Source organism: Sodalinema sp. (assembly GCF_046483825.1).
Taxonomy (GTDB): Bacteria; Cyanobacteriota; Cyanobacteriia; order Cyanobacteriales; family Geitlerinemataceae; genus Sodalinema.
Map to the genome: position 1 here is coordinate 48,543 of NZ_JAWOCL010000071.1, position 21,331 is coordinate 69,873.

Below are 21,331 nucleotides of genomic sequence, written 5' to 3' on the forward strand. Positions count from 1 at the left end.
TGAGCGGCAAATCCCCAAATCATCTGGCCACTCAGGGACGGTGAGGATCGAGGTTAGTTGGCCGGAAATGGGCCGGGGCGAACCTCCAGGGTGAGTTGCTGATCTCCCCGTGCTATATCAAGTTCAAGGCTGTCCCCAATGGCCGTTTCTTCCACGATACGCTGTACGCTTTCAAAATTCATCACGGCGACGTCATCGATGGCCAGGATGACATCGCCCATTTGCAGGCCAGCCGCTTCGGCGGGGGAATTGGCGACGACATCGACGATTAAGACCCCTTGGCTTACGGTAATCTTAGGACGATTCTCCTGTTGTGCTAATTGTGCTTGAAGCTCAGCATCGAGGGTTTTGAGGCGAACCCCGAGATAGGGATGTTCCGCCACGCCGTTGGCGATGATTTGCTGAGCCACCCGCAGGGCTGTTTTAATAGGAATCGCGAAGCCTAAGCCTTGAGCGCCATCGAGGATTGCCGTATTCATGCCAATTGCGGCGCCCGAAGCGTTGAGGAGCGGGCCGCCGGAGTTACCGGGATTGATCGCGGCGTCGGTTTGAATGAATCCCACCCGGCGCTCAGGAACGCCAATTTCGCGGCTGCTGCGTCCGGTGGCGCTGATAATTCCCATGGTGACGGTACTATCTAGGCCGAGGGGGTTACCGATGGCGATCGCCCATTCACCGGGTTTGAGGTCATCGGAATCGCCGATGGGAACTGGGGCCAGGCTCACACCATCGAGTTTGACCACCGCCACATCCGTGATGCTATCTCGTCCGAGGACTGTCCCCCGTAGGCTGCGGCCATTCTGGAGGACGACTCGCACCTGTTCAGCGTTCCCGACGACATGAGCGTTTGTGAGAACATGGCCCTGGTCATCGATAACAAATCCGGTTCCTGCGCTTTGGAAATCGGGAGGATAGGGAATCGGATCTAATGGATCTAAGGCCCGCAAATCCTCTTCGGAATAGAGGCGCCGTCCGTCAATCCGCACCACAGAGGGTTCGACTTGACGGACGGCGCGAACGATGAAGTTCGTCTGATCAAAGGCGGTATCTGGGGCGGCATCATCCCCTTGAGGACGAGCTGGGGGGTTGGCGAGGCGATCGCTGTCAGGTTGAGGCGGCTCAAGCGCTTGGGGGGGTCTCAAGGACGATTGTGGAGGTGGGCTAAGAAAGCCCGAATCCTGGTTTTGCCATCGTTCTACGGCGATCGCGACCATCAGCCCCAGTAGGAATATCCCAAAACCCATCGCCCATTGAGTCCTGGGATGTTTCGAGTTTTGGCGAGACAATGCCATTGACCTCTGTTGCGCTGTGGCTTGGATATCGTGACTTTATTATAAAGGGTATTGTGGAGATCCGTTGATGAGAACCGTGTTTGCCGATGGTTTTCGGGTTAGCTCATCTCATCAACTCTGCTTTCTTACTGACTCGATCATTATGACTTCTAACCGTCCTGAATCCTTGGACTTAAAGCCGTTAGCGCCCTATGAAGATCGGCTTCTCAATGCCCTAGCCTTTTTTCGCACCCAACGGGACAACGCAACTCAAGCTCGTCACTGTTTAAGTATGTATTTACGCCAGTCAGAAGCCCGGATCATGTCGGAAGTTAGCTTTTATGCTCAAGAAGTGGGGGTGAGCGATCGGGAATTATTGGAGTTGATTTATCAAGATCCCAATCAGGCACAATCTCTAATTCAGGACAAGTTAGGAATGGATATTTTTAAAGTCTTTGCCGATGAATAGGAGTATTGCTCCCAATTTTCATCTCTTCAGACCACAGATGGCGGCGGTCCGGGAACCCATCCCTAACCCCGACCGTGGGGGGGACGGCCGTTGCCCTTCCCCCATGTCGACTGTATGGCAAGGGTATCGAAAATTGGGAGCAATTGGCCGGTTGCTCCCAATGGTTGTTGAAGCTGACCTGAGCGGCGGCGAGATCGCGAGATGGGGTGAGTGATTTGGACTTCCCCATCTATCGAAGACCTGCCAATCCTGCGTAGTCGGTCATCCAACCCATTCAACTGCGCCTAACGCACTAGCACCGACTCTGGAGTTGGCGTTGCTGGCACTTCCAGAGGATCATAGCCAATCTGTTCCTGAATTCGCTCCCGTGCCAAGGCTCGGTATTCCCAGAAATGTTCCCCAGCCGCACATAAGCCAAGATACAGGTTGAGCATCTGAGGTTTCTTGCGCAACATTGTCCAAAGTTGACGCCAGAACTGCCCACGAATCTCAGGTCGACGAATGCCCTGATGCCAGATCAATTGCATGATTAAGGGCAACCCCTTATTTAAAGGAAACTGCATCGTTTGCCGGTTAGTTTTGCCGCTGCGAATTTGCAGACATTGCTGTAAACAGCGCCGCAAATAGCGTTGCGGTTCGTAGAGCTGCCAAAACCCTTCAACATAGTCCTTAGCCAGTTCAGAGATGGGGCGGGTGGGGACGAAATTCATTAAGCTATTCTGGTCACCGGTGAGATGGCTGCTCTCCCCTAATAAGCGTTCTTCCCGTTTGAGCCGAGTCCAGAGAGCTGTGTTGGGTAAGGCTTGGAGTAGGCCCAACATCGGTTGAGGAATATTGGTTTGCTCAACGAAAGTTTGAATGCGATCGCCGGCCCCCGCGCGTTCCCCATCAAAGCCGAGAATAAACCCAGCATAGATGAGCAAGCCAGCATCATTAATCCGACGACAAGCCTCAACCAGGGGCGCACGGGTATTTTGGACCTTACCTGTGACTTGTAAGCTATCTTGATCTGGGGTTTCAATGCCAAGGAAGACGGCATAGAAGCCAGCTTCACTCATGAGTTCAAGCAATTCATCATCTTCAGCCAAATTCACCGAGGCTTCGGTAATAAAGGTAAAGGGATAGTCATGCTCTTGCATCCAGGGAATCAAGACCCGCAGAAAGCGCTTCACGTTGCGCTGATTACCGATGAAGTTGTCATCGACGATGAATAGAGAGCCTCGCCACCCTAGATCATAGAGGGTTTGCAGTTCAGCCAAGGCTTGTTCTGGGTCTTTGGTGCGCGGTTTACGACCATAGAGAGAAATAATGTCACAAAATTCGCAGTTGAATGGACAGCCTCGCGAGAATTGCATGGCCATCATCAAATAGGCATCCCGTTGCAGGAGGTCAAAACGGGGTTGAGGCGTTTGGGTGACATCGGGTTTCTCCAAGGAACGGAAAACGCCCTGGGTTTCTCCTCCCTCAACGGCTTCGACAAACGGGGGTATGGTCATTTCCCCTTCATCGAGAACCAGGAATTGTGCGCCGGCGTTTAAAGCATCGTCAGGAACTGAGGTGGGATAGGGGCCTCCGACGGCTACGAGTTTGCCTAAACGAACCCCTTTGCGAATCAAAAATTGAAAGTCCGGCTTTTGCACCAGCATCGCGGAGAGAATGACAATATCGCACCATTGCCAATCTTCATCGGTTTCCGTGGCGACGTTGCGATCGCGAAAGCGAATCTCCCAATGGGAGGGCAATAGAGCCGCAACAGTAATAATCCCCAGGGGCGGAATTGTGGATTTGAGTCCAGCCAGTTCCATGAAGCGATCATAGGACCAAAAAGACTGAGGAAATTGAGGATATAGTAATAGTGCTTTCATGAAAGCTCCTTGTATTAAGTTCAGGGTCAAGCGGAGATTAGCAGATTTACGCCAGGAGTTTTCAGTCGAAAGATTATAGGAATTTTCGGAACTATATCAAGAGTTCCAGCATTAAATCCACAGGGACGAGATCTGAGAAGGCCTTGCTGTTAATCCTGTCTCGGGACATTCATACAATTCATACAATTCATACAATTCATACAATTCATACAATTCATGCAATTCATGCAATTCATGCAACTATCTGTCAGAGCTATATTCTCCCTAACATAACAAATTTCAAGGAATTTTCCAGTGCAGCCCAATACCATTTTATTTTTTATTTTCAACGTGTCTTTAACCCAATTAACCGAAGATCACCTCCCCCAGAAGTATGATATTTACAGCCACCTACCCTGATTAACTGACACGAGTTTGAGGGGGAGACGGAGGGGGAGCGAAAGCAGCTTAAAAATGTCCCATCCTGGGAGTGACTAGGGGTGAGTTGCCCAGGTTTTGTTCCCCCAGGGTCAGAGACAGGATTTATTTCAGGTTAATAGCGAGAGCAATCTCTTCTAAAGTGGAAGTCATTTGTTTGGCACGAGCAATATCAGATAGGGCAGTGAGTAGGAGAAGCACGTCACCCTCCTCTAACGCCGCCTCTAAATACGCGGCCATCTCTTCTTCTGTTTTTAGGGAATCTACGATATCCCAAGGTTGGGTTTCAATTTTGGTCATCAGGTTTAATTTTTTTCGCTATAGCGTCTGACCAATCTTTCATACCTTTTGAATGTCTCGCAAACCGTTCTAGTCTAGCCCATCACCCGCAGCCCTTTGCGACGACGAATCCACCAGCCGCCGCCGAGGGGCGATCGCATCTCTCCCCACCCCATACCGCGCCGCCGCCTGAGTCATCGTCAGCGATAACAGCGCCGCATCCCCTAACCGACATTCACCCAGAGGACGCTCAACCGCTCCCCCCAACGCCTCCCGCACTGAGGACGCCACAGCCCGCGCCAACCACGGGGGAACCGAATTGCCAATTTGCCGAAACCCGTGCCATTTGGTGACATGGAAGCGGAACCAGTCCGGGTAACTGTGCAATCGCGCCGCCTCCCGCACCGTGATACAGCGGGGACGCTGTGGATGAATGGGACGGGGTGAGGTGAACGCGCCCCGACTGCTGGGAGTTCCCGCGCGTAGGGTATTACAAACCCCCTGGGGATGTAGGCGCAAAAAGCGACTCACCGGCTCCCTCTCCCCTGGCTTCGTCTTGCGAAATCGCTCAATGGAACTGTCCCGATGGTGCGATCGCCCACTATTACTCAGCCAATTCTCCATCACAGGACGAGGATACCCATAGTCCCCTAAATCCACCGCTAAGCCCCGCAAAATAGCTCCATACTGGCTCGGAACCCCAAAATTTGCCTCAACCCAGTCTTGCCGCCATAACGCCTCATACTGCTCAATTTCGGGCAAATCCTGTAACGCCTCCGTCACCGTCGCCGAAGCGGGCAACCGCGCCAACTCCCCCTTAAGCCGTGTTTTCCCCGCCGGATGGGTAGTTGGGGGCGGATACTGGGGCGGCGTTTCCCCCTGACGGTAGGCCAACAGAAACAGACGCTCCCGATATTGCGGAACCCCATAATGAGCCGCATTCAGCACCTGGGGCGGGTCCACCACCTCATAGCCGATCGCCTCCAACGCCGCGATCGCCTCAGACAGCACCTGACGCTGTTTCCCCGTGGCCATCCCCTTCACATTCTCCATCACCACATAGCGGGGCTGAATCTCCCCCACCAGACGGATAAAATCAGACACCAAAGCATTCCGGGGGTCATCCAACAATCGTTTTCCCATCAAAGAAAAGCCCTGACACGGAGGTCCCCCAAACAGCACATCCACCTCCGTCACCCCAGCGCGTCTTAAAATCTCAGCCCCCGACATCTCGCTAACATTGGCACAGATCATCTCGCAATCGGGGAAATTGTACTCATGAACCGCACAATGAATCGGGTCCACTTCCAGCGCAGCCACCACATCAAACCCCGCCTGTTCAAACCCCAGACTCATCCCCCCCGCCCCAGCAAATAGATCGATCGCAGTCGGTCGCACCATGACGATTGCACCATTCAAAAGACTGTACTCTAACAGAAACCGGGATCTTGCCTCCACCTTGAGACCCTTGACGGACCCACTCGGCGATCGCCCATATTACACTAGACAGGATTTGCATTCGATCCAACGCCCAACCACAACCCCACATCGGTTTCACTGATCCAACAGATTTTCAACGCCAAATTCTCAACTATGTCTAACCCACAAACCCCATCTCCAGCCAATAGCGACGCCCCGAAACCCGAAGTCAAAGGGTCCAAAGCGCGTCAACTCATGGGCATGAAGGGCGCCCAATCCGGCGAAACCAACGTTTGGAAAATTCGCCTACAACTGATGAAGCCCATCACCTGGATTCCCCTCATTTGGGGCGTTGTCTGTGGGGCCGCCTCATCCGGATCCTACACCTGGACCCTAGAAAATGTTCTCATGGCCGCCGCCTGTATGCTCCTTTCCGGGCCGCTCATGACCGGATACACTCAAACCATCAACGACTACTACGATCGCGAAATCGACGCGATTAACGAACCCTATCGCCCCATCCCCTCCGGGGCCATCTCCATCCCCCAAGTCAAAACCCAAGTCTTCATCCTACTCATTGGCGGCTGGATTCTCGCCTATGGCCTCGATGTCTGGGCGCAAAACGAGTTTCCCACCATCACCACCATCGCCGTCGTCGGGGCCTTTCTCGCCTATATCTACTCCGCCCCACCCCTAAAACTCAAACAAAACGGCTGGCTGGGCAACTACGCCCTCGGGGCCAGCTACATCACCCTCCCCTGGTGCGCCGGCCACGCCCTATTTGGCGACCTCAATCTAACTATTGTCTTCCTGACCATGTTCTATAGCCTCGCCGGCCTGGGAATCGCCATTGTCAACGACTTTAAAAGCGTCGAGGGCGATCGCCAACTCGGTCTTAAATCCCTCCCCGTCATGTTTGGCGTCGGAACCGCCGCTTGGATTTGCGTCCTCTCCATCGATGTTTTCCAAGCTGGAATCGCCGCTTATCTGATGAGCATTCAACAAAACGCCTACGCCGTACTGTTGATTCTGCTGATTATCCCCCAAATCACCTTTCAGGATATGTACTTCCTGCGAGATCCCCTGGAAAACGATGTCAAATACCAAGCCAGCGCCCAACCTTTCCTCGTCTTGGGAATGTTGGTCACCGGCCTCGCCATTGGTCATTCTGGACTTTAGAGGATAAGTATCATGTTCTGGGATCGGACTCCTCCACGCCCCTGGCTCAAACTTTGGAGCCTCTTTTGGTCAGTCTTTGCCCTCGGGGGACTGACCCTGGGGGGGATGGCTTGGGCGCGACGGGAACTGGCCGCCATCGACGATAGCCTCCCCGATCCCAGTGAACTCCTCACCTATGCTCGCAGCGGAACCATCACCATCAAAGCTGCCGATGGCAGTATCTTGCAACAAATCGGCGACGTCACTCACGAAAGCTTAGAACTCGCCGACACCCCACCCCAATTAATCGAAGCCTTCCTGGCCGCCGAAGACCATCGTTTCTATGACCATGACGGCTTAGACTATCATGCGATCGCCCGTGCGGCCATGACCAACTGGCGAGCTAGGGCCTGGCTCGAAGGGGGAAGCACCCTCACCCAACAGTTAGCCCGCATGGTGTTTCTGACTCAGGAAGTGACCCTAGAACGGAAACTGCGAGAAGCTCGTCTAGCCCAAGAAATCGAGCGCAGCACCAGCAAAGAGGAAATTCTGCAAAAATATCTCAATCTGGTGTATCTCGGGTCTGGGGCCTATGGCGTAACCGATGCGGCTTGGGTCTATTTCGCCAAATCTCCCCAGGAACTCACCTTGCCGGAAATGGCGCTGCTGGCCGGACTTCCCGCCGCTCCCAGTGACTATTCCCCCCAAACCTCCCCCGAGTTAGCCCAACAACGGCGTAATACGGTTTTGCGACGGATGGCGGAGGTCGGCTATATCAGTGAAAGCCAGGCCAACCAAGCCATAAAACAACCCCTCGACCTCAATCTACGACTTCCCAAACGCCTCGAAGTCCGACTCCCCTATTTCACCAGTTATATTCAGCAAGAACTCCCCAACTACGTCAGTGATGAGGAAATCGAAAGAGGGGGGTTAACCGTGGAAACCAGCCTCGATCCTCAATTACAAGAACTGGCTCAAGCGGTTGTCCGCCAAGGAGTGGCCCAATATGGCTGGCAAGAAGGTTTTACGGAAGCAGCCTTAGTGGCGATCGATCCTCGCAATGGGGAAATTCGCGCTCTCGTTGGCGGAACTGGCTTTGAACAGAGTCAGTTTAACCGGGCCACTCAGGCTCTGCGTCAACCAGGGTCCACCTTTAAGGGCATTATCTACGCTACGGCGATCGCCACTGGCCTGTCTCCCCGTGATGTCTATGATGATGTTCCCTATAGCATTGCTGGCTATCAACCTCAAAACTACGGCGGCGGCTATGCGGGCAAAGTGACCCTACAAAACGCCTTAGCCCAATCCATCAACGTCGTCGCCGTGAAACTCCTGGCCGATATCGGCTTTGAACCGACCCTAGAGGTCGCCCGCAAGATGGGAATTGAGTCGGAGTTGGGGGAGGTCTATCCCTTGGCGTTGGGAGCCTTTGAAGTGACCTTATTGGAGATGACGGGGGCCTATGGAACCCTGGCCAATCAGGGACAACATTACCCCAGTCGAGGCATTCGCCGCATCCTGGCCGCCGATGGAACGGTGCTGTTTGATGCACAGGAGGACATTCGCCCGCAACAGGCGATCGATCCCGATAGTGCGGCGATTATGACCTCGATGTTGCGCCAAGTGGTGGAGTCGGGAACGGGTCGCCCGGCGCAACTCGATCGCCCCGTGGCCGGGAAAACCGGAACCTCGGACAATTCCCGCGATCTCTGGTTTATTGGCTATGTGCCTCAGTTAACGGTGGGCGTTTGGCTTGGCAACGATAATAACGCCCCCACCTATGGCAGTAGTGGCACGGCGGCCCGGGTTTGGCGGCGGTTCGCGGCGCAAGCTTTACGAGATGTGGCGGTGGCGGAGTTCCCCAGTTTGCCCAATTTGGCTCGGCGAACCATTATCCTGCAACCTCAACCAGAGGAACCCGAACCCCGCGCCACTCGGGAACCTCGCGAGTCGGGAGACGATTGGCAACTCACCTGGGGCGATCGCCCCTTGGGAGTGCCAAGCCGCTCAGTCTCCCAGGAGTCGCAGGAGTCGCAGGAGTCGCAGGAGTCGCAAGAGGCCGAAACTCGCGATCGCGCCCTAGACTATGGAACGGTCGAATATTTCCGCCGCCGCTATGGACTCGATCCGGCCCCGTCAAACCCAGTTCGGGAACAGCAATCGTCCCCCTCTCGTTTAGAATCTGACCCAGTTCTCCCGTCTAAAAAAGAGATTATTCTTCCTGAAGCCCTCGAAACAGTTGAAGGTCACGAGTGAAAATCTTGATAGGATTAACTCTTAACTCTGCTGTGGGTCGGGGCGTGACCCTGTCATGGCAGTGATTCCCTAATTTTCTGGAGCAAAATGGCTTATGAACAGTGTCATTTTCATGGATGTCGCCGGTGCAGCTGGGTCATCGGGATTGTCTTTGTTTACCCTGGTGTATGTGGTCGGATTTATTGCCGCCGTGATTGGTGGTTCGCTGGCCTGGTATAACTCGAAACGTCCCCCCGGTTGGGAAGATGCTGAACGGCCCGATATTATCCCGGATCTGAAAACCGACAATCCAGACAGCCAGTCCGACGACAAAACGCAGTCCTAAGGTTGAGATCTCTTGAATAAACCCCTTGAGGCACTCTGGGCCGTAATCGGCTTGTTTCTCACCATCCTCGGGACGATGGTGGAAGCGTCCCTTGCCAATCCCTTGGCCAGTTGGGGCGATCGCGCCAGTTCCACGATTTCCCTCGGCGTCACGTATCAAGTGGGAGCGGTGTTACTGGTGGGCTGTCTCGGGGGCAAAAATGCTGGGGCCTTATCTCAAATTGCCTATCTCAGTTTGGGGTTAAGTCCCTGGTTTCCCGTCTTTACGCAAGGAGGCGGGTTGAGTTATCTGGCTCATCCGTCCTTTGGCTATCTCCTCGGCTTTGTTCCGGGGGCCTGGCTTTGTGGGTGGTTAGCCTTTCAACGACGTCGCCGTCTGGAACTGTTGGCCCTAAGCTGTTTGTTAGGCTTGGCGGCGGTGCATACGGTGGGATTGCTCTATTTGCTGCTGAGTCAATGGACGTCGGGAGAGTTGGGCCGGCTGGTGTTGCAGTATTCTTGGCAACCGTTACCGGGCCAGTTGGCGATCGCCTGTGCGGCGGCGGTTCTCGCCTATTTCCTACGCCTGTTACTCTTTTATTAACTCCAATTGATGGCAAGGTAACGTTCGATCATTATGGCTGGACATAGTAAATGGGCCAATATCAAACGACATAAAGCCCGTGTGGATGCGGCTAAAAGCAAAGTCTTTACGCAGATTTCTCGGGAGATTATTGTGGCCGCTCGTCAGGGCCTCCCGGATCCTGATGCCAATTTTCAACTGCGTAATGCCGTCGCCAAAGCCAAGGCGGCGGGGATTCCCAATGATAATATCGATCGCGCGATCGCTAAGGGAGCGGGGAATCTCGGCGGCGAAGATGACTATGAGGCCATCCGCTATGAGGGCTATGGCCCCGGTGGTGTCGCCGTCTTAATCGAAGCTCTCACCGATAACCGCAATCGCACGGCGGCGGATATTCGCGTCGCGTTTAGCAAAAATGGTGGCAATCTGGGGGAAACGGGCTGTGTGAGTTGGATGTTTGCTCATAAAGGGGTGATTACCCTTGAAGGGGCGATCGATGAAGATCAACTGTTGGAAGCCTCGTTAGAAGCGGAAGCCGAGAGTTATGAACTCCTAGAGATTGATGAGGATGTCCCCGGTGCGGAAGTCTACACGGCCATCGAGGATCTCGAACAAGTCAGTAACCATCTCGAAGCGGCTGGGTTTAACGTCAAACAAGCGGAGTTACGCTGGTGTCCGGGCAATAGTTTAGAGGTGAGCGATGAGGAGCAGGGGCGATCGCTGCTTAAAATGATGGATGCTCTCGAAGATCTCGATGATGTGCAAACGGTCACCTCGAATTTTGAGATGTCGGATGCCTTACTAGACCGCCTCAGTCTTGTCAATAGCTAGTCACAATAATTAACAACTATTCGTTAAACAACTATGGTCTTAGCAAAACGGATTCTCCCCTGTCTCGATGTCAAAGCGGGGCGAGTCGTCAAGGGTGTGAATTTTGTCGATCTCCAGGATGCGGGCGATCCCGTCGAGTTGGCTCAGGCCTATAACCAGGCGGGGGCCGATGAGTTGGTCTTTCTCGATATCACCGCCACCCACGAGGAACGGGATATTATCCTCGATGTGGTCTATCGCACCGCTGAACAGGTGTTTATTCCCCTCACCGTTGGCGGCGGGGTTCAATCCTTAGACGGAATTAAAAAATTGTTAAGAGCCGGGGCCGATAAGGTGAGTATCAACTCAGCGGCGGTTCGGGACCCGGAGTTGCTGAACCGGGCCAGCGATCGCTTCGGCAATCAATGTATCGTGGTGGCGATCGATGCCCGTCGCCGTGAGGATCCCAGCAATCCCGGCTGGGATGTCTATGTGCGCGGCGGCCGGGAAAATACGGGCCTCGATGCGATCGCCTGGGCTGAAGAGGTCACGCAACGCGGGGCCGGCGAACTCCTCGTCACCAGTATGGATGCCGATGGCACTCAGGCCGGCTATGACCTGGAATTAACCCGAACCATCGCCGATCGCGTGGAAATTCCCGTCATTGCCTCTGGAGGCGCGGGAAACTGCCAACATATCTATGAGGCCTTCTCCGAGGGCAAGGCAGAAGCCGCTCTCCTCGCCTCCCTGCTGCATTACGGCCAGTTGAGTGTGGCGGAGATTAAGAAATATTTAGACGAGCATCGGGTCCCTGTGCGCCAGTTGAGCCAACCACGGGAGGGGGAAACCCAGATTTAAAGAGGGATTGACCGCCTAAAAAATCCTTCTGAGGCAGCCGGTGCGAGCCAACGACTTGTGTTAAGATATGCAAAGTAAATGAACAACGATCGCACCGAACTCATGATCGTCATTCTGTTCATCGTGGTCGGACTGGTCGCCTGGTCGCTCCACCTGATGCAAGAAGCTGTTGAACACCAGGAATTTTCCTTGATGTTAGCAGGAACCCTCGTGGCCGCCGCCGCCGCCGCCATGATGACCGTCTATTTCCTAATGAGCCATTATGTCGGCTATCTCAATCAGATGCCTTGCACCTGATTAGCCACAGGACTCAGAAAAATGTTAGCTAGGGGTTGACACTGTCCAAAAACCGAGCCATAATAGATTTCGCTCACGTGAGCTGCTCTGGGGCTATAGCTCAGTTGGTAGAGCACCTCAATGGCATTGAGGGGGTCAGCGGTTCGAATCCGCTTAGCTCCATACCCAAAAGCGCCGACTTCCATCTGGAAGTCGGCGCTTTCAGTTTAAATGGGGTTAAAGAGCAACCGGCCACCTGATATAGCAATCAAAGATTGCCTGATTGACACTCTGAATTGAGAGAGAATCCTCCACCGGTTGCCTGTTGCCTGTTGCCTTCTTTAATTCCTTAACTCAGACCAGCTTAAACTTCGTTAACATCAAGAGTAAGCGTTTTGAGGTCAACCTTAGTTGCCAGGTAGAGTTTTGTATGTGGTCTGCGATCGCCTCATGGTCTGTGTTTCTCGCCTACATCCCTCACGGTCACTGCTACCTTTGGGAACCGTCTCTCGTTAGACTACATGCCCTCAGTGATAGCCTAATTGTCCTGAGTTACTATTCCATCCCCCTGATCCTGGTTTACTTCAGTCGTAAACGGGAAGACCTCCCCTTTCACGGTATCCTCTGGCTCTTTAGCGCCTTCATCCTGGCCTGCGGCAGCTCTCACTTGCTCGAACTCTGGACCCTCTGGCATCCCAATTATTGGCTATCGGGCAGCATCAAAGCCCTAACCGCCATCATTTCCTTCTATACCGCCCTGACTCTGATTTCCTTCGTCCCCAAAGCCTTAAGCCTGCGTAATCCTAGGGAACTCGAAGATCTCAACCAACAACTGCACCGAGAAATCAAGCAGCGGCAAACGATTGAGGCCCAACTCAACCAGATTTTGCAGGGAACCGGAGCCGTCACCGGCCAAGAATTCTTCACCGCTCTCGTCGAACATTTGGCCGATACCCTGCAAGTGCGGCAAGTCTGCCTAGCCGAATACACCGACGAGCCGCCCGACTCTCTGACAACTCTGGCCCTGTGGCGAGATGGAAAGCTAGAGGATAACATGACCTATTGCATCACCGGTAGCCCCTGTGAACCGGTTGTCCGTGAAAAGAAACCGCAACGGGTGGCCAACAGCGTCCAGGAGAAATTCCCTCAAGCCGTCAGTATGAGGGCCATTAACGCCTGCACCTACCTAGGTAGCCCTCTCCTAGATCGGCGACAAAACGTCATCGGCGTTCTCTGCATCCACCACGATCGCGAGTTGTCAGACCCCGATACGACCCTAGCCATTTTGCAACTCTTTGCCATCCGCTCTGCCGCCGAACTCTTGCGTCAACGGGCTGAACAAGCCCAAATTGAAGCCTACGACAGCCTCGAAGAAAATATTTCCAATGCCACCCAACGGCTCCGCGAACGTACCAACGAACTGATTGACGCCAATATCAGCCTCGAAAAAGAGATTCAGGATCGCATTAGTGCCGAAGCCGCCTTACGGGAAAGTGAAGAACGTTGGCAACTGGCGATTCAGGGCAGCAATGAGGGAATTTGGGATTGGGATATTAAGGGCGATCGCATCTTCTATTCCACCAGTTGGAAAAATATCCTTGGCTACAGTGACGACGAACTCCCCAACGACCCAGATATCTTGCTACAACTGGTTCATCCCGACGAAAAAGAAACCGTCAAACAGGCTCTGCTAGACCATCTCAACCGCAAAAGTCGCATTTACTCCCAAGAATTTCGCATGCATTCCAAACAGGGAACCTACAAATGGATTCTCGCTCGCGGCCAAGCCTTGTGGAATGACAAAGGAGAACCCGTCCGTATGGCTGGGTCCCATACCAACATCCACGATCGCAAACGGGCTGAAGCCGCCCTGCGTGAAAGTGCGGCCCGAGAACGGGCCATCGCTCGGGCCATTGCCCGAATGCGCCAAACCCTCGATCTCGAAGATATCTTCAACGCCACCACCCATGAACTGCGGGGCGTTCTCAACTGCGATCGCGTTCTCGTCTACCGCTTCTTTCCCGATTGGAGTGGAACCTACGTCGCTGAATCGGTGAATCCACCCTGGGACCCTCTGATCGAAACCGCCAACCAAGACCCCAATCTCACTCGTGTGGCCGTTCAACGCCTCGACTGTACCGCCAGCGAACTCGAAAGCAACGATAATCTCGTCCAAGATACCTATCTGCAAGAAAACTTGGGCAATCCCTACCGAGATGGCAAAACCTATCGAGCCGTCACGGATATCTATGAGGCGGGTTTTGATGACTGTTATCTCAATTTACTCAAACAACTGCAAGCCCGAGCCTATATCATTGTGCCGATTTTCTGCGGCAAGTTGCTCTGGGGACTCCTGGCCATCTACCAAAACGCAGGACCACGCCATTGGAGTCAAGGCGATATCAAAATTGCACTACAGATTAGTAACCAGTTGGGGGTTGCGGTTCAACAAGCTGAACTGCTGGCCCGCACTCGTCAACAAGCCCTAGAACTTCAGCAGGCCAAAGAAGCCGCTGATGGTGCCAACCGCGCCAAAAGTGAATTTTTGGCCAACATGAGTCATGAACTACGAACCCCGCTCAATGCCATTTTGGGATTCTCGCAACTCTTGCAACGTCCGGGCGTATCGGAGACGGAACAACATCAATACCTCAAAACCATTTTGTCGAGTGGTGAGCATCTTCTGGGCCTGGTGAATGAAGTCTTGGAGATGTCTAAAATTGAGGCCGCGCGGGTGACATTAACCTGTCACGACCTGGATTTATATGCCCTACTCGATGGCCTCTACCGCGTCCTGAAACTGAAGGCCCAACACCAAAATCTCGATCTATTCTTTGAGGTTTCCCCCGATGTCCCTCGCTATATTAAAGGGGATGAGCGCAAATTACGGCAGGTGTTACTCAATTTACTGGGGAATGCCCTCAAGTTTACTGAACGCGGCCATGTGAGCTTGAGCGTTGCCCCCGTCGACGGCGACTCCTTAACGCCTTCAAACACCCCGCCGGGGCGATCGCAACTGCATTTTAGCGTTGAAGATACCGGCTCAGGCATTGACGCCAAAGAAATTGACCTGCTCTTTCAACCCTTTACCCAAACCAATTCGGGCTTAGAGTCGCGGGGAGGAACGGGACTGGGACTCTCAATCTCTCAACAGTTTATTAGCTTGATGGGAGGCAAAATTCAGGTTGAGAGTCGCGTCGGTGTTGGCTCCTGTTTTAGTTTTGAGATTCCCGTTGACCTGGGGTCTGTTAATGAGGTCCGGCGACAATCGCAACTCCCCGGCCAAGTCAAACGCTTGATCCCTGAGCAACGAGAGTATCGTATTCTAGTGGTAGAAGACGAACCCACGAACCAATTGCTCCTAGTGCAGTTTCTCAAGACCATCGGCTTTAAGGTACAGGCCGCGAATAACGGTCGTCAAGCCGTGGAGATCGCCCCACAATGGAAACCCGATTTAATCTGGATGGACATGAGGATGCCGGAACTCAACGGCTATGAGGCGACACCGCAAATTAAGGCTCTTCCTGAATGCCAAGATACGATTATCATTGCTCTGACGGCCAGTGCCTTTGAAGAGGAGCGATCGGCGATTTTAGCCTCAGGGTGTGATGATTTTATCCGCAAACCCTTTCGGGAGGTAGAGATTTTGGCGAAGATGCAACGATATCTTGGAGTGGAGTATGAGTATGAGGGGAATATGCAGGAGTCGACGGAACCCGACGAACTCGGGATATTTCAGACGCGAGAGGCTCAATTGCAATTGACGAACCTTGGTGCTTCGATGACCCCAAGTTCTGAACAGATGCAACAGTGGATCTGCAATCTCCCTAAGTCGGTGGTTGAGCAGCTTCACCAGGCGGCGTTAGAAGGCAGTGATGATCAGATTTTAGAGGTCTTAACGTCCCTTGATGGAAGTGACTCGGGTTGTTGCGATCTCGCTAAAACTTGGGCGCAAGATTTTCGTTTCGATCGCATCTTAGAACTGATGCAATGTGTTCAACAGTCGTAACGAGCCGTAACGAGCCATCATGCCCTTCTCTAGCGCCCGTCCTCGATCTGTACCATCAATAGCGACCCCGATGAAAGATACACCGAAAGACCTCGAACAAGCTGATATTCTCATTGTTGATGATACTCCAGAGAACTTAAGGCTATTGTCCAATATGTTGTCTCGACGGGGCTACCGAGTCCGTAAGGCGATTAGCGGCTCAATGGCGTTAACGGCGGTGGAAACCTTGGCCCCGGATTTGATTTTGCTCGATATTATGATGCCGGATATGGACGGTTATGCTCTGTGCGATCGCCTCAAAGGTGATCAACGGACTTGCGATATCCCGGTGGTCTTCCTCAGTGCGCTCAATGATGTGTTTGACAAGGTGAAAGCCTTTACGGTCGGCGGAGCCGATTACATCGCTAAACCGTTCCAAATTGAGGAAGTTTTAGCGCGAGTTCATCATCAGTTACGCATTAAATCGGTTGAACGAGAAATTCGTCAACTCAATGCAGATTTGGAGCAACGAGTCGATGAACGCACCAGTCAACTGCGAGAGCGAACCCGCCAGTTAGAATCAGCCAATCGTCAGTTACTTGAGGAGATTGGCCAGCGCGAGCGTATTCAAAAACGTCTTAAGTATTTAGCGTTTCACGATCGCCTCACGAATTTACCGAATCGGGCGCAGTTTGAAATTAAGCTGACCGAATCCCTCGAAGACAACAAGACTGGCTCGGATTTGGCGGTTTTGTTTATTGACTGCGATCGCTTCAAAGTGGTTAATGATTCCCTGGGACACGCCGTTGGGGATGAATTGATCAAATCTCTCGCGCACCGACTTCGCGAGAGCTTAGACGATGATGTTATTGTTGCGCGTTGGGGGGGCGATGAATTTGTAGCGTTAGTTTATCAGGATAACCGCTCCGATGTTATTCATATGGTCCAGGATCTGTTAAACGTCTTATCAGAACCTCACCAACTTTCTCGCCATGAAGTCTTTGTGAATACCAGTATTGGCGTTGCTTTTGCCCTCAGCGATGTGTCTCCCGAAGAACTGTTACGAAATGCCGATGCTGCCATGTATCGAGCTAAAGCACTCGGAGGAAATCGCTATCACTTATTCGATCCGATTTTACATGAAGAAGCCTTAGAGCGACTCGCCCTGGAAAATGACTTACGCTACGCCTGCGATCGCAACGAATTTCAGGTGTACTATCAACCAATTCTAAACTTACAAACCGGTGCTATTTTTGGGTTTGAGGCACTCCTACGCTGGCATCATCCCCAACGAGGTTGGGTCTCTCCTTCTGATTTTATCCCGAGTATTGAAGAAACTGGACTCATTGATCAAATTGGTGAATGGGTATTAGAAGAAGCCTGTCAGCAACTGAAACGCTGGCATCAAGACTGGCGTCTTCCTCTGGTGATGAGTGTCAATTTATCGGTGCGTCAATTTGCTCAACCAGATTTTCTCGATCAAGTAGATCGAGTCTTAGCAACGACCGGAATTGAACCTAAGTTTCTTAAATTAGAAATCACAGAAACGGCACTCATGGAAAATTCCAACTCCACTCTCTTTATCCTGCAACAGCTTAAATCCCGAGAAATTCAAATTAGCATTGATGACTTTGGTACCGGGTATTCATCGTTAAGTTATCTACAAACTTTTCCGGTTGACACCCTTAAAATTGACCGAGCCTTTATTGAAGGAATGGGTGAGTCACTCGATGGGAAAGGCTTGGTTCCCGCGATTCTAAATTTAGCCCGAGCCACGAACATTGAAACCATCGCCGAAGGGATTGAAACGGTTGAACAGCAAAATATTTTACGAAATCTCGGCTGTAATTTTGCCCAAGGCTATCTCTTTTCTCGCCCCCGTCCTGCATCAGAAATCAATCCTGACAGCATTAATTTTTCCCATCAATAGAGAGCGATAAATCAAAAAATTAAGGGTCTTCTGGGTTCAGGCTGATCAGGAAAATCAAGGAAAATTCATGGCAGATTACATCTGTTTCTGTATCTGTTTCTGTAGGGGAACCCACCCCGAACTCCTCCCAGGAGGGGATTTTTTGCCCCTAAAATTTTGTCTAAAATTCAAGACATCACACCCGATTTCCTGAAGACCCACAATTAACAATAACAAATTTCCCGATTCCCTGTTCCCGATTCCCAATTCCCGATTCTCCACAAAAATGCTCCAGTTTGACAGACAATCCATCAAAGCTGGAGCAATCTATCAAGTTGTCGGCTCAAGTCAGAAACTCAAACTCAGGAGCCACCGCTGACAGCGAGACGTCCACCTAAGATGAGCGGCGACGATAACGGCGGCGACGTTGTTTGCGTAACGCTTCAGCCTTACGCTTGCGCTTTTCAATAGGAGTTTCAAAATGACGATTTTTCTTGAGATCGAGGAAAATTCCTGCTCTCGAAACACCTCGGCGGAAGCGACGCAGTGCGGATTCGATACCTTCGTTTTCACCTACAATGATTTGGGTCATGCCCGATCGTTCTCCAGAATCTGTGACAACTGACATTCCCACGCCCAAAGACAGCGGGATTCTTCCTTCAACGACTTGTCAGACTGGTGCTGGCGAGATCGCCAACCCACACAGCAGACAAATCTCCAGAAGCGTTCTCAGGTGAAGTCCCTGAAGTTTCGGTCTGTCTGACCGTACTCAAAACAGCCTTCAGGAGATTGAGGGCTGTCCTGTCATCTCGGCCACACTCGCATCCACAGCAACAAACTGGGATTCGAGGCGACAAAGACTTTTTGAACGTTTTACCATAGTTCGGAGAGTTTTGGCTCCTGTAGAGCGGATTTAACGTTAAACTCAAAAACTGGCATGGCTCGATCTAGCCTTTCTACCGTTCACAATAGCATATACAGAATGGCAAACTCCAAGACAAACTCTTGCCTCCAAATACTCAGGCAAGGGGTCTTCTTCGAGGCTAACAAAAGCATTGAGTCGTTGGCGAGCCGGCCAAGCTGATACCCTAGATCGAGAGTTAACAACAACCACTACTCTCTACTCTCACATTAACAGAGGATATGACTCTCTTTTCTCGAAACTGGCAACGCCCGATTGCGACTCTCTGTTTGGCGATCGCCCTCTGGGTCGCTTGTCTGTCCCCCGCCTGGGCGGCCCTAGACGATGATAAGAATGATGGCAACATTTTTGCCCTGTATGCGGGCAATGGCTCCATTGTCCCCCCCAGTAGCACCCTCCCTCAAGCCTTAACGGCTCATCGTCCCACCCTGTTGGTGTTTTATCTCGATGACAGTCGCGATTGTAAACAATTCTCGACAACGGTTTCAGAACTCCAGTCCTACTATGGCCGTGTCGCCACCATCGTACCGGTCAATGCCGATAGCGTGCTACCCAATCAAGCCTATGCGGAGACGGAACCCGGCTACTACTACAGTGGTCAAGTCCCTCAATCGGTGATCTTTGACGAGTCGGGAACAGTTCGCTTGAACGAATCCGGACAAGTAGCCTTTGAAGCCCTCGATTCAGTCTTTCGGGACATTTTTGAGCTTTTGCCGCGTTCTGAATCCGTAGAGTTAAAACGACGTGCCGTAAATGAAGTAAATACGGAACTACGATAACCTCCGAAATCTCCCTTACCCTTAAATCCCCCCGCACGCGGGGGGATTATTTATGGGCCAATTCGGGGCCAATTCGGGGCCAATTCGGGGCCAATTCGGGGCCAATTCCGATAGGCGAACGAGGTCGGGGGGTTGCCCTTAACGACTGGGGATAAAGGTCGGATAGGTATCTCGGAGGCGATCCGTTGCATCGAGACAGTCGCTCATGGCCGCAACCGGGGCAACGTCAGACTGATTGGTGATACCGAGGACACAGTTGGCATAACGCTCAGGGAGTAGGCTACGACGGCAACTGTCAAGAATGTTCGGTAGGTTCCCTCCATCGGTCGTTTCGGCAATGCCGACGGTGCAAGTGGCCAGATCTAACGGACGACGCACCTGACGACAGGTTTCTAGGGCGGTGCTGGCTGTAATGTCCGTGGCGATCGCAATCTCCGAGACACAATTGGCTAAATTGCGCGGTCGATAGGCCGTTCCGCAGGCCAACGACGCGAGTTCCTCCCCTAATTCGAGATCGAGCAGTTCGGAGGTGCAGGTTTCATAGTCTTCGAGCGTTCCCCCTCGATAACGACTCGGATAAAACGGCGAGGCAACCACCGGGGCGGCGATCGCACCCAACAGGGTACTGATACTGATACTGGCAAGGAGACCCTTGGCAATTGGGTTCATGAATCCTGTCTCCAATAAAAACAATACGTGGACTAATGGCTAGGGTACTGGAATTCATGAGCGATCGGCGGCTCAACCTGTTGCCAATTCCCAGAAATTGGCCCCAGGAGTTTTGAATCTCTGCCGTGTTAGGCTCTATAATGGGGTGCTTGGGTGAAATTTTGTTTGCCAGCACACCATCAAAGGAATCCAAAAGTTAAGCTGTATGTCACGATATCGAGGACCTCGTCTGAGAGTAGTTCGCCGTCTGGGAACCTTACCCGGCCTAACCCGCAAAGATCCCAAGCGGAGTTATCCGCCCGGTCAACATGGTCAGGGACGACGCAAACGCTCTGAATACGCTGTTCGGCTTGAAGAAAAGCAGAAACTCCGCTTCAACTACGGCGTTACGGAAAAACAATTACTCCGCTATGTGAAAAAAGCGCGTCGTCTCCCCGGTTCAACCGGACAGGTGCTGTTGCAACTGCTTGAGATGCGCCTAGATAACACGGTCTTTCGTCTCGGAATGGCCCCGACTATCCCATCTGCCCGTCAGTTGGTCAATCATGGACACATTTGTGTCAATGGTCGCCGCGTCAACATTGCCAGTTACAACTGCCGCCCTGGCGATATCATTACCGTGAGAAATACGGAAAAATCTCGCGAGATGGTTAAGGTCAATCTCGACTCTCCGGGACTGGCTAACATTCCCTCTCACTTAGTCCTGGATAAAGACAAGCTCGAAGGCCAGGTCAATGGCGTTGTTGAGCGGGAATGGATTGCGCTACAAATCAACGAACTGCTGGTGATTGAGTACTACTCTCGTCAGGCTTAGAAGTCTTCGTCATCCTGTTCGTTATCTCGGCTATTCTGGGGGCAAGCTGGCTCCGGGGATGGCCGGTTTTTTATGGGAACAGGGAACAGGGAACAGGGAACACCGGAACAGGGAACAGGGAACAGGGAACAGGGAACAGGGAACAGGGAACAGGGAACACCGGAACAGGGAACAGGGAACAGGGAACAGGGAACAGGGAATAGGGAACAGGGAACAGGGAACAGGGAACACCGGAACAGGGAACAGGGAACAGGGAACAGGGAACAGGGAACAGGGAACAGGGAAC

General features: G+C 52.5%; 18 protein-coding genes and 1 tRNA gene. 13 read left to right on the forward strand and 6 right to left on the reverse strand.

Going from position 1 to position 21,331, the window contains the following annotated elements; all coding sequences use genetic code 11:
- Positions 1 to 53: 53 nt before the first annotated feature.
- The gene (locus R6U67_RS04745; RefSeq protein ID WP_410251488.1) at positions 54 to 1,292 is read right to left on the reverse strand and encodes a trypsin-like peptidase domain-containing protein; all 1,239 of its coding nucleotides are present in this window, start codon (positions 1,290 to 1,292) and stop codon (positions 54 to 56) included.
- A gap of 142 nt (positions 1,293 to 1,434) precedes the next feature.
- On the opposite strand from R6U67_RS04745, the gene R6U67_RS04750 reads away from it, so the two are divergent.
- The gene (locus tag R6U67_RS04750; RefSeq protein ID WP_410251489.1) at positions 1,435 to 1,740 is read left to right on the forward strand and encodes a hypothetical protein; all 306 of its coding nucleotides are present in this window, start codon (positions 1,435 to 1,437) and stop codon (positions 1,738 to 1,740) included.
- A gap of 284 nt (positions 1,741 to 2,024) precedes the next feature.
- Here the strand turns inward: R6U67_RS04750 and R6U67_RS04755 are convergent, their stop codons facing one another.
- The 3 genes from R6U67_RS04755 to R6U67_RS04765 all read right to left on the reverse strand — a co-directional run bounded on the left by R6U67_RS04755 (position 2,025) and on the right by R6U67_RS04765 (position 5,702).
- Positions 2,025 to 3,605, reverse strand: coding sequence for a B12-binding domain-containing radical SAM protein (locus tag R6U67_RS04755; protein ID WP_410251490.1), 1,581 nt, complete (start codon positions 3,603 to 3,605; stop codon positions 2,025 to 2,027).
- Positions 3,606 to 4,127: 522 nt separating this feature from the next.
- On the reverse strand, positions 4,128 to 4,322 hold the full coding sequence (locus tag R6U67_RS04760) for a DNA-binding protein (RefSeq protein WP_410251491.1): 195 nt from the start codon (positions 4,320 to 4,322) through the stop codon (positions 4,128 to 4,130).
- Between the two features lie 69 nt (positions 4,323 to 4,391).
- The gene (locus R6U67_RS04765) at positions 4,392 to 5,702 is read right to left on the reverse strand and encodes a DNA cytosine methyltransferase (protein WP_410251492.1); all 1,311 of its coding nucleotides are present in this window, start codon (positions 5,700 to 5,702) and stop codon (positions 4,392 to 4,394) included.
- A 192-nt stretch (positions 5,703 to 5,894) separates the two neighbouring features.
- Here R6U67_RS04765 and chlG point away from each other — a divergent pair, with 192 nt between their 5' ends.
- The 10 genes from chlG to R6U67_RS04815 all read left to right on the forward strand — a co-directional run bounded on the left by chlG (position 5,895) and on the right by R6U67_RS04815 (position 17,882).
- Positions 5,895 to 6,899, forward strand: coding sequence for a chlorophyll synthase ChlG (chlG, locus tag R6U67_RS04770; protein WP_410251493.1), 1,005 nt, complete (start codon positions 5,895 to 5,897; stop codon positions 6,897 to 6,899).
- 12 nt (positions 6,900 to 6,911) lie between these two features.
- Entirely contained in the window at positions 6,912 to 9,134 is a 2,223-nt protein-coding gene (locus R6U67_RS04775; protein ID WP_410251494.1) for a transglycosylase domain-containing protein, read from the forward strand.
- Positions 9,135 to 9,246: 112 nt separating this feature from the next.
- A complete protein-coding gene (gene psb35, locus R6U67_RS04780; RefSeq protein ID WP_410251503.1) occupies positions 9,247 to 9,459 on the forward strand; it encodes a photosystem II assembly protein Psb35 in 213 nt (70 codons plus the stop codon).
- A gap of 12 nt (positions 9,460 to 9,471) precedes the next feature.
- Positions 9,472 to 10,041 (forward strand): biotin transporter BioY, encoded by a 570-nt coding sequence (locus R6U67_RS04785; RefSeq protein WP_410251495.1) that lies wholly within the window; start codon positions 9,472 to 9,474, stop codon positions 10,039 to 10,041.
- 33 nt (positions 10,042 to 10,074) lie between these two features.
- The gene (locus R6U67_RS04790) at positions 10,075 to 10,851 is read left to right on the forward strand and encodes a YebC/PmpR family DNA-binding transcriptional regulator (protein WP_410251496.1); all 777 of its coding nucleotides are present in this window, start codon (positions 10,075 to 10,077) and stop codon (positions 10,849 to 10,851) included.
- Between the two features lie 33 nt (positions 10,852 to 10,884).
- Positions 10,885 to 11,688, forward strand: a complete 804-nt coding sequence (gene hisF, locus R6U67_RS04795; RefSeq protein ID WP_410251497.1) for an imidazole glycerol phosphate synthase subunit HisF — start codon at positions 10,885 to 10,887, stop codon at positions 11,686 to 11,688.
- Positions 11,689 to 11,790: 102 nt separating this feature from the next.
- Positions 11,791 to 11,985 carry a hypothetical protein gene (locus R6U67_RS04800; protein WP_190304036.1) on the forward strand — a complete coding sequence of 65 codons (195 nt, stop codon included), beginning with the start codon at positions 11,791 to 11,793 and terminating at the stop codon, positions 11,983 to 11,985.
- A gap of 89 nt (positions 11,986 to 12,074) precedes the next feature.
- A tRNA-Ala gene (locus tag R6U67_RS04805) sits at positions 12,075 to 12,147 on the forward strand.
- A 247-nt stretch (positions 12,148 to 12,394) separates the two neighbouring features.
- Complete coding sequence (locus tag R6U67_RS04810) at positions 12,395 to 15,973, forward strand: GAF domain-containing protein (protein WP_410251498.1); 3,579 nt, start codon at positions 12,395 to 12,397, stop codon at positions 15,971 to 15,973.
- A 70-nt stretch (positions 15,974 to 16,043) separates the two neighbouring features.
- Positions 16,044 to 17,882: an EAL domain-containing protein gene (locus tag R6U67_RS04815; protein ID WP_410251499.1), complete on the forward strand. Its 1,839-nt coding sequence runs from the start codon at positions 16,044 to 16,046 to the stop codon at positions 17,880 to 17,882.
- Between the two features lie 373 nt (positions 17,883 to 18,255).
- Here the strand turns inward: R6U67_RS04815 and rpsU are convergent, their stop codons facing one another.
- Positions 18,256 to 18,453 carry a 30S ribosomal protein S21 gene (rpsU, locus tag R6U67_RS04820; RefSeq protein ID WP_074162865.1) on the reverse strand — a complete coding sequence of 66 codons (198 nt, stop codon included), beginning with the start codon at positions 18,451 to 18,453 and terminating at the stop codon, positions 18,256 to 18,258.
- A gap of 551 nt (positions 18,454 to 19,004) precedes the next feature.
- Here rpsU and R6U67_RS04825 point away from each other — a divergent pair.
- On the forward strand, positions 19,005 to 19,562 hold the full coding sequence (locus R6U67_RS04825; RefSeq protein ID WP_410251500.1) for a thylakoid membrane photosystem I accumulation factor: 558 nt from the start codon (positions 19,005 to 19,007) through the stop codon (positions 19,560 to 19,562).
- Positions 19,563 to 19,700: 138 nt separating this feature from the next.
- Here R6U67_RS04825 and R6U67_RS04830 read toward each other — a convergent pair whose 3' ends face one another.
- Positions 19,701 to 20,231, reverse strand: a complete 531-nt coding sequence (locus tag R6U67_RS04830; protein WP_410251501.1) for a hypothetical protein — start codon at positions 20,229 to 20,231, stop codon at positions 19,701 to 19,703.
- A gap of 205 nt (positions 20,232 to 20,436) precedes the next feature.
- Between R6U67_RS04830 and rpsD the strand changes: the two genes are divergently transcribed.
- Positions 20,437 to 21,045, forward strand: coding sequence for a 30S ribosomal protein S4 (gene rpsD, locus R6U67_RS04835; protein WP_410251502.1), 609 nt, complete (start codon positions 20,437 to 20,439; stop codon positions 21,043 to 21,045).
- The last annotated feature ends 286 nt before the right edge of the window (positions 21,046 to 21,331 follow it).